6 protein-coding genes and 1 pseudogene are annotated in these 6,095 nt (G+C 75.5%); 2 read left to right on the forward strand and 5 right to left on the reverse strand.

The window, feature by feature from the left end:
- From AB0G32_RS40020 to AB0G32_RS40040, 5 genes and pseudogenes are all read right to left on the reverse strand, one after another.
- Positions 1–455: pseudogene (locus AB0G32_RS40020) on the reverse strand (hypothetical protein); the annotation flags it as partial.
- Between the two features lie 163 nt (positions 456–618).
- A complete protein-coding gene (locus tag AB0G32_RS40025) occupies positions 619–1,506 on the reverse strand; it encodes a MoxR family ATPase (RefSeq protein ID WP_361175894.1) in 888 nt (295 codons plus the stop codon).
- On the reverse strand, positions 1,503–2,357 hold the full coding sequence (locus AB0G32_RS40030; protein WP_361175897.1) for a xanthine dehydrogenase family protein subunit M: 855 nt from the start codon (positions 2,355–2,357) through the stop codon (positions 1,503–1,505). The genes AB0G32_RS40025 and AB0G32_RS40030 overlap by 4 nt, the downstream gene beginning before the upstream one ends.
- The gene (locus tag AB0G32_RS40035) at positions 2,354–4,708 is read right to left on the reverse strand and encodes a molybdopterin cofactor-binding domain-containing protein (protein WP_361175900.1); all 2,355 of its coding nucleotides are present in this window, start codon (positions 4,706–4,708) and stop codon (positions 2,354–2,356) included. Before AB0G32_RS40035 ends, AB0G32_RS40030 begins: the two co-directional genes overlap by 4 nt.
- Complete coding sequence (locus AB0G32_RS40040) at positions 4,705–5,175, reverse strand: (2Fe-2S)-binding protein (RefSeq protein WP_361175903.1); 471 nt, start codon at positions 5,173–5,175, stop codon at positions 4,705–4,707. The genes AB0G32_RS40035 and AB0G32_RS40040 overlap by 4 nt, the downstream gene beginning before the upstream one ends.
- 271 nt (positions 5,176–5,446) lie before the next feature.
- On the opposite strand from AB0G32_RS40040, the gene AB0G32_RS40045 reads away from it, so the two are divergent.
- Positions 5,447–5,665, forward strand: a complete 219-nt coding sequence (locus AB0G32_RS40045; protein ID WP_361175906.1) for a hypothetical protein — start codon at positions 5,447–5,449, stop codon at positions 5,663–5,665.
- Between the two features lie 58 nt (positions 5,666–5,723).
- A partial coding sequence (locus AB0G32_RS40050; protein WP_361175909.1) for a hypothetical protein occupies positions 5,724–6,095 on the forward strand: 372 nt, incomplete at its 3' end.

Below are 6,095 nucleotides of genomic sequence, written 5' to 3' on the forward strand. Positions count from 1 at the left end.
CGCGTCGGCCCGCCCGCGGCGAACGCGGCCAGCAGCCGGTGCAGCTGCTCGCGTTGGGCGGCGTCCAGTGCGGCGAAGTCCCGGTGCCGCAGCACCTCGGCCCATCCCGCGAGGGCGAGCGCGGGCGGCGCCCGGTGCCGGGCGTCGCCGGGGACGCTCCGGGCCGCGGGCGCCTCCCGGGCGACCGCCCGGACCCGGACCGGGGGAGCGGGGGCGGGCTTTGGCCCGGTACGTCCGCCGCCGCCGAAGTACGCGGCGAACACCCGGTCGTACCGCTCCAGATCGGCCGGGCTCCCGCACAGCGTCGCCCGGCCCGCCCGGTACACGTCCGCCCCGAGGACATCCACCGCGCGCAGGAACGCGTGCGTCCGCTCCGGGTGCGCCGCGACCCCCGCCGCGCGCAGCGCCCGGGCGAACCCGACGAGTACGGCGTCCGCGCCGCGCGTCCCGGTCATGAGCCGGGGGCGGCCGGGGGCGGGGCGCCGGCCGGCCGGAGGTGCGCTCCGCCCCGGTTCCCGCCCGGCGCCGCCCGGCCCGCCGCGCGCTCGCCCGGCCGCGGGACGCCCGCCGCGCGCGCCGCCGAACCGACGAGGACCGCCGCCGCGCCCCGCACCCCGGTCACCCGCCGTCACCGGCGCCCAGCACCGCCGCCAGATCCAGGGCGCCGGCCCGCTCGATGTCCTCCCGGTACTTCAGCACCGCCCCCAGCGTCACCGCCGCCAGCTCCGGGTCCGCCTCCCCGGCGCCCAGCGCGTCCAGCGCCCGGGCCCAGTCCAGGGTCTCCGCCACCCCCGGCGGCTTCAGCAGCTCCAGCCCGCGCAGCGCCTGCGTCAGCGCCGTCACCTGCCGCGCCAGCCGGGCCGGCAGCTCCGGCAACCGCCGCCGTACGACGGCCAGTTCACGGTCGAAGTCCGGATGCCCGAACCAGTGGTACAGGCAGCGGCGTTTGAGCGCGTCGTGCACCTCCCGGGTGCGGTTGGAGGTGAGCACCACCACCGGCGGGACCTCGGCCCGCACGGTCCCCAGCTCCGGGATGGTCACCGAGAAGTCCGCCAGCAGTTCCAGCAGGAACGCCTCGAACTCGTCGTCGGCCCGGTCGATCTCGTCGATCAGCAGCACGCACGGCCGGGTCCGCAGCGCCCGCAGCAGCGGCCGGGCGATCAGGAAGCGCTGGTCGTACAGCTCGTCCTCCAGCCGCCCGGCGTCCGTCACCCCGACCGCCTCGGCCGCCCGCAGCCGCAGCAACTGCCGGGGGAAGTCCCAGTCGTACAGGGCCTGCGCGGCGTCGATGCCCTCGTGGCACTGGAGCCGGATCAGCGGGGCGCCGAGCGTTTCGGCGAGGGCGGCCGCGAGCGCGGTCTTGCCGGTGCCCGGGTCGCCCTCGCAGAAGACGGGCCGGCGCAGCCGCAGCGCCAGGAAGCAGGTCACGGCCAGCCCCTCGTCGACGAGGTACCCGGTCTCCGCCAGGGCGGCCAGGACATCCCCGGGCCCGGCGAGCGGCCTCACCCCATCCCCGCGGCGGCCAGCACCGCCCGCCGGGTCAGCACCCGGGCGAGGTGGGCCCGGTACTCGGGGGAGGCGGCGGCGTCCCGCGCGGGCACCGTGCCGATCGCCGCCGACTCCGCGGCCCGCGCCACCGCCCTGAAGTCCCCGGCGCCGGCCAGCGCCTGCTCGGCGGCGGTTGCGCGCAGCGGCGTCGCGCCCATGTTGGTCAGCCCGATCCGCGCCTCGGCCAGGTGCCCGTTCTCCCGCCGCACCAGCGCGGCCACGCCGATCACCGCCCAGGACTGCGCCGACCGCTGGAACTTCTCGTAGTGGCACCCCCAGCCGTCCGTCTTCGGCACCCGCACCGCCACCAGCAGTTCGTCGGGCGCGAGCGCGGTCTCCAGGTAGCCGGTGAAGAACTCCCGGGCCGGGATCGCCCGTCGCCCGCCCGGCCCCTGCGCGACCAGCTCGCCGTCCAGCGCCAGCAGCACCGCGGGCAGGTCCCCGGCCGGATCGGCGTGCGCGAGGGAGCCGCCGAGGGTGCCCCGGTGCCGTACGGCGGGGTCGGCGACCTGCGCCGTGGCGGCGGCCAGCAGACCGGCGTGCCGGCGCACCAGCGGATCGCGGACCACCTGGTGGTGCGTGGTCAGCGCGCCGATCACCAGCAGCCCGTCCTCCTCCCGCACCCCGCGCAGGCCCGGCAGCCGGCCGATGTCGACGACCACCTCCGGGAAGGCCAGCCGCAGCCGCAGCAGCGGCAGCAGGCTCTGCCCGCCGGCCAGCACCTTCGCCTCCTGACCGGCGTCGGCGAGGGCGCGCACCGCCTCCTCGACGCTGCCGGGCCGGACGTACTCGAACGCGGGCGGGATCATGCGGTGGCCTCCTCTATCGCGCGCCAGACCCGTTCCGGGGTGCAGGGCATCGGCACGTCCGTCACGCCCAGCGGCCGCAGCGCGTCCACGATCGCGCCGACCACCGCCGGGGTGGAGGCGATCGTCCCGGACTCGCCGACCCCCTTGACGCCGAGCGGGTTGGAGGTCGCCGGGGTCTCGGTCCGGTCGGTCACGAAGTACGGCAGGTCGGACGCCGCGGGCACCAGGTAGTCGGCCATCGTGCCGGAGACCAGGTTGCCCTCGTCGTCGTAGACCGCCTCCTCGTACAGCGCCTGCCCGATGCCCTGGGCCAGCCCGCCGTGCACCTGCCCCTCCACGATCACCGGGTTGACCACCCGGCCCACGTCGTCCACGCACACGTAGGAGCGGATCCGGGTCTGGCCGGTCTCGGTGTCGACCTCCACCGCGCACAGGTGGGTGCCGTGCGGGTAGGAGAAGTTCTCCGGGTCGACCACGTGCTCCGCGTTGATGCTGGGCTCCACGCCGTCCGGCAGGTCGTGCGAGGTGAACGTCTCGAAGGCGATCTCCTGCATGGTCTTCCGCGCCTCCGGTGAGCCCTTCACGGCGAACACCCCGGCCGTGAACTCCAGGTCCCGTTCGCTCGCCTCCAGCAGGTGCGCGGCCACCTTGCGGGCCTTGGCGACCACCTTCTCGGCGGCCCGGTGCACCGCCGCGCCGCCCACCACCAGCGACCGCGACCCGTAGGTGTCCATGCCCTGCGGCGCCGCCCGGGTGTCGCCGTGCACCACCTCCACGTCCTCGAACGGCACCCCGAGCACGTCGGCGGCGATCTGACTCCAGGACGTCACATGCCCCTGCCCGTGCGGGCTGGTGCCGGTGACCACCTCGACCTTGCCGGTGGGCAGCATCCGGACGGCCGCCGCCTCCCAGCCGCCCGCCGCGTACCGCAGGTCCCGCAGCACCCGGCTCGGCGCCAGCCCGCACATCTCGGTGTACGTCGACACCCCGATGCCGAGGCGTACGGGGTCCCCGCGCTCGGCGCGCTTGTGCTGCTCGGCGCGCAGTTCGCCGTACCCGAACAGGGCGAGCGCCTTCTCGGTCGCCGCCTCGTAGTTGCCGCTGTCGTAGGTCAGCCCGGCGATGGTCGGGTAGGGGAACTCCTCGTGCCGGATCCAGTTGCGCCGCCGCAACTCGACTGGGTCCAGGCTGAGTTCGGCGGCCAGCTCGTCCATGATCCGCTCGATGGCGTACGTCGCCTCCGGGCGGCCGGCGCCCCGGTAGGCGTCGGTGGGGGTGCGGGTGGTGAACACGCCCGTGCAGCTGAACTCGTAGGAGTCCATCTTGTAGATGCCCGGGTACATGAACGCGCCGAGGATCGGTACGCCCGGGGTGACGAGCATCAGGTACGCGCCCATGTCGGCCAGCAGGTCGACCTTCAGGCCGAGCAGCTTGCCGTCGCGGTCGGCGGCGATCTCGATGTCCTGGATCATGCCGCGGCCGTGATGGGTGGCGAGGTAGCCCTCGGAGCGGGACTCGGTCCACTTCACCGGGCGGCCGAGGCGGCGCGCCAGCTCCAGGGCGACCACCTCCTCGCCGTACACCTGGAGTTTCGAGCCGAACCCGCCGCCCACGTCGGGGGCGACGACCCGCAGTTTGTGCTCGGGGACGCCGGTGACCATGGCCAGCATGACCCGCAGCACGTGCGGGATCTGGGTGGCCGAGTACACCGTGTACTCGCCGGACGCGGCGAGCGGGGTGACCACGACCGCGCGCGGCTCCATGGCGTTGGCGATCAGCCGCTGCTGGTGGTAGCGGCGCTTCAGGGTCACCGCCGCGCGGTCTCGGACCGCGGCGAAGTCCTCGCCCGACCGCAGCGGCCAGTCGTAGCAGCGGTTGGTGCCCCGGTCGGCGTGGACCAGCGGGGCGTCCTCGGCGAGCGCCGCCGCCAGGTCCAGGACCGGCGGCAGCGGTGTGTAGTCGACCTCGACCGCCTCCAGCGCGTCGGCCGCCGCGTACCGGTCGCGGGCCACCACCACCGCCACCGGGTCCCCGGCGTGACGCACCTCGTCGACCGCGAGCGCCGGGTGGTCCGGCAGCACGATGTCCTCGGTGACCGGCCAGGCGCAGGGCAGCGAGCCCAGGCTGCCGGCGAGGTCGCGGCCGGTGAACGCGGCGACCACGCCCGGGCGTTCGAGGGCCGGGGAGACATCGACCCGGTCGACGCGGGCGTGCGCCATCGGGCTGCGCAGGAACGCCAGGTGCAGCAGGCCGGGAGCCTGGATGTTGTCGGTCCAGGTGGTCTGCCCGGTGAGCAGCCGGGCGTCCTCCTTGCGCGGCCGGGCCCGGCCCACCTCGCCCTCGGCGGTCATGCGCGGACCTCCGCCGCGGCGGCGGCCAGCACGGCCCGCACGATGTTCTGGTACCCCGTGCAGCGGCACAGGTTGCCCTCCAGGGCGTGCCGCACCTCCTGCGGCGCCGGGTCGGGATTCTCCCGCAGCAGGTCACGGGCGGCCATCAGCATCCCCGGGGTGCAGTACCCGCACTGGAGCGCGTGCTGTTCGTGGAAGGCCCGTTGCAGGGCGGTCGGCTCGCCGTCCGGCGCGAGGCCCTGCACGGTGGTCACCTCGCCGCCGTCCGCCTGGACCGCCAGCACCGAGCAGCTCTTGACGCTCGCGCCGTCCAGGTCGACCGTGCAGGCCCCGCAGCTGGAGGTGTCGCAGCCCACCGGGGTGCCGGTCAGCCCCAGCCGGTCACGCAGGTAGTGCACCAGCAGCAGGCGGGGTTCCACCTCGTCCTGGTAGGTCGTGCCGTCCACCTTCACCGAGACATGGGTCATCTGCCCTCCCAGGAACACCGGACGTGATGGGCGTCACTGTAGGTCCGGTGCGGCGCGGGCGGCGAGGGCCGGGACGGAACTGGCTGAGCACCGGCTCAGCGCGCCGAGGTCAGAACCGTGCCCGCGCACCCGGCCGGCGCGCACCCGGCCGGTCAGCAGCCGGCGGTCCCGGCAGCCCCGCCCACCGACCTCGACGCCCTGCGCGCCTACTTGATGGAGGCACAGCACCTCGACAGGGCTGACCGCCCCCGAACTCCTCGACGCCGCCGACATGTTCCTGGACACCTGGACACCCGCGCCTGTTTGTCCGCCGCGCTCGCCCAACTGCCGGCGGACGCGCCGGGGTTGCGGCCCGCCGGACGGGTCACCGACCGGCTGCGTCCTCGGCCTGGAGACCACCGCCACCGCCGACCAGCCCGAGTACGGCCTGAAGAAGGGCGGCGTGATGGAGTACAGCGCGTGGCCGCGCCGACCGCCCCGCTGGGCCTGACGGGTGAGCCGGGGCAGCGGCCCGTGACCGCCGGCCGGGCGGCCCCGTTGCGCAGGGCATGATCTCCACACGACGTATCGTCGCCGCCGCCGCTCTCGCCGCCGGTGTCACCGGCCTCGCCGCGCTGCCGGCGAGCGCCGCCGACGCCGGCGCGCGGCCCTCCGGTGGCCTCAGCCCGACGCGGCTGCTCGACAACCTCGCCGTCAGCGACCTGCCCGCCGAACACCGCGACGAGATCCTGCGGCCCTCCGACCAGCTCGGCCGGCTCAAGGACCTGGGTCAGCTCCGGCAGGTGGTCGGCCTGGTCTCGCCGCTCTTCGGCGTGGTGCCGGCCTTCGGACCTACTGCTGGAAGGCGCTCGGCCAGTCCGGGTTCACCCGCACCGACGTCATCGTCGGCGTCGGCGGCGGCGCCACCACGGACGTCGCCG

The organism is Streptomyces sp. NPDC023723 (assembly GCF_040639815.1).
Lineage (GTDB): Bacteria > Actinomycetota > Actinomycetes > Streptomycetales > Streptomycetaceae > Streptomyces.

What these genes read in the sequence shown, in the direction of transcription:
- AB0G32_RS40040 (WP_361175903.1), bottom strand. Translation starts at nt 5,175, where the DNA reads ATGACCCATGTCTCGGTGAAGGTGGACGGCACGACCTACCAGGACGAG.
- AB0G32_RS40045 (WP_361175906.1), top strand. Translation starts at nt 5,447, where the DNA reads ATGTTCCTGGACACCTGGACACCCGCGCCTGTTTGTCCGCCGCGCTCG.
- AB0G32_RS40030 (WP_361175897.1), bottom strand. Translation starts at nt 2,357, where the DNA reads ATGATCCCGCCCGCGTTCGAGTACGTCCGGCCCGGCAGCGTCGAGGAG.
- AB0G32_RS40035 (WP_361175900.1), bottom strand. Translation starts at nt 4,708, where the DNA reads ATGACCGCCGAGGGCGAGGTGGGCCGGGCCCGGCCGCGCAAGGAGGAC.